At 47.2% G+C, this 2422-nt stretch carries 2 protein-coding genes and 1 pseudogene; all 3 read left to right on the forward strand.

Annotated elements, in window-relative coordinates:
• A pseudogene (locus tag C7H79_RS19360) lies at positions 1–100 on the forward strand (methane monooxygenase/ammonia monooxygenase subunit C); the annotation flags it as partial.
• 193 nt (positions 101–293) lie between these two features.
• Positions 294–1118 (forward strand): methane monooxygenase/ammonia monooxygenase subunit A, encoded by an 825-nt coding sequence (locus C7H79_RS16870; RefSeq protein WP_106708387.1) that lies wholly within the window; start codon positions 294–296, stop codon positions 1116–1118.
• Positions 1118–2380 (forward strand): methane monooxygenase/ammonia monooxygenase subunit B, encoded by a 1263-nt coding sequence (locus C7H79_RS16875; protein ID WP_106708388.1) that lies wholly within the window; start codon positions 1118–1120, stop codon positions 2378–2380. The genes C7H79_RS16870 and C7H79_RS16875 overlap by 1 nt, the downstream gene beginning before the upstream one ends.
• Positions 2381–2422: the final 42 nt, after the last annotated feature.

Raw genomic sequence — 2422 nt, forward strand, 5'->3', positions numbered from 1 at the left:
AGCACAGATTATCACCCGTTACTCTAACCTGACCGATGTAACCTGGAACAACGCAAGCAGAGATATTCTGAACAATCGTATCGTTCCAGAGAAATACTAAGCAGTCGTATCGATCCTTGACTTGGATGAGGCTATCTTCTCCCGCCAGAAGAGGTGGGGGAAGGTAAAGAGAATATCAACCAGGTTAATTTGTACTAATGAGAACAAGCCGACAGGCTGACGATAAAGGAAGTAAGGGAAGTAATCGTCAAGTTTTCATATTTAAATATCACACGAAATGAAGGGAGGGTCTAGTGAGTAGAACAGACGAAATTATAGCGGCAGCAAAGATGCCGCCAGAAGCGGTCAAGATGTCCAGATATATAGATGCAGTGTATTTTCCAATTCTCTGTATTCTTTTGGTTGGAACCTATCACATGCACTTCATGCTGCTGGCAGGAGACTGGGATTTCTGGCTTGACTGGAAAGACCGTCAATGGTGGCCAGTAGTGACACCGATTGTAGGTATCATGTACTGTGCAGCCCTGATGTACTATCTATGGGTAAACTATCGCCTGCCATTTGGCGCGACACTGTGTATCGTGTGTCTGTTAGTAGGTGAATGGCTGACCCGTTACTGGGGTTTTTACTGGTGGTCACACTATCCGATCAACTTTGTACTGCCATCAACCATGATTCCTGGTGCGCTGATGATGGATACGATTTTGTTATTGACGGGTAACTGGTTGATAACCGCGCTGTTAGGTGGTGGATTTTTTGGATTATTTTTCTATCCAGGCAACTGGCCTATTTTTGGCCCAACCCACTTGCCGCTGGTTGTAGAAGGCGTATTACTGTCAGTAGCTGACTACACAGGCTTTCTGTATGTACGTACAGGTACCCCGGAATATGTCCGCCTGATTGAGCAAGGGTCACTGCGTACCTTTGGTGGTCACACCACGGTGATTGCGGCATTCTTCTCGGCCTTTGTATCCATGCTGATGTTCTGCGTATGGTGGTACTTTGGCAAACTATACTGTACCGCTTTCTACTACGTTAAAGGAGAAAGAGGACGTATATCGATGAAGAACGACGTAACAGCATTTGGTGAAAAAGGCTTTGCACAGGGGATTAAATAATGAATATAAAAAGCATTTTTAAACTGGGCGTATTAGGCCTGTACGGAGCGGCGATAGGAGCGGCCTCACTGGCGCTGACGCTGACGGTAGATGTTAAAACAGCGGCGGCACACGGTGAACGTTCACAAGAACCGTTTCTTCGTATGCGTAGTATTCAATGGTATGACCTGAAATGGCAGCCCAAAGTCACCAAAGTCAATGACATTGCTACAATGACAGGCAAATTTCACTTGGCAGAAGATTGGCCACGTGCGGTAGGCAAACCTGATCGTGCATTCTTTAACGTTGGTAGCCCAAGCCCGGTGTTTGTACGTTTAAGCACCAAGCTGAATGGCGAGCCGACATTCATCTCAGGACCGTTGATCATTGGTCGTGACTATGAATTTGAAGTTAGACTGAAAGCGCGTATTCCAGGCCGTCATCACATGCATGCGATGGTGAACGTAAAAGATGCAGGACCTATTGCAGGCCCGGCAGCGTGGATGAACATATCAGGAAGTTGGGATGACTTCACCAATCCGGTGACCACCTTGACAGGTAAAACCATTGATCTGGAGACGTTTAACTTCAGCAATGGTATATTCTGGCACATTTTGTGGACAGGTTTGGGCGTTTTCTGGATAGGCTATTTCGTAGCGAAACCGATGTTTTTGCCACGCAGCCGTGTATTGCTGGCCTATGGTGACGAATTACTGACATCGCCAACGGACAGAAAGTTTGGTATGGCAATGGCGATACTGACCTGCGCGCTGGTATGGGGAGGCTATCGTTATACTGAAAGCGTACACCCATATACGATACCGATCCAAGCGGGAGAGTCAAAAGTAGCACCACTGCCGATTGCACCGAATCCAGTTGCGATCAAGATAACCCATGCGAACTATGACGTACCGGGTCGTGCACTGCGTGTGACCATGGAAATCACCAACAATGGTGACTCAGCGGTTAACATCGGAGAGTTCACCACAGCGGGTGTGCGTTTTGTAAACCCACTGGGTCAGAAGCACTTGGATCCTGATTATCCAAAAGAACTGGTAGCTACTGGTTTGACAATGGATGACGACAGTGGTATTGCACCTGGAGAGACCCGTGAAGTTAAGATGGAAGCTAAAGATGCGTTGTGGGAAGTGCAGCGTTTAATGGCTCTGTTGGGTGATCCGGAAAGCCGCTTTGGTGGTTTGCTGATGACTTGGGATGAAGATGGCAATCGTTATATTAACAGTATTGCTGGCGCGGTAATTCCAGTCTTTACCAAACTTTAAGCTGGTATAGCATCAACACACCGGTACACCACTGTCGGAAGA

Source organism: Nitrosomonas supralitoralis (assembly GCF_003011925.2).
GTDB classification, from domain to species: Bacteria; Pseudomonadota; Gammaproteobacteria; order Burkholderiales; family Nitrosomonadaceae; genus Nitrosomonas; species Nitrosomonas supralitoralis.

What these genes read in the sequence shown, in the direction of transcription:
- C7H79_RS16875 (WP_106708388.1), top strand. Translation starts at nt 1,118, where the DNA reads ATGAATATAAAAAGCATTTTTAAACTGGGCGTATTAGGCCTGTACGGA.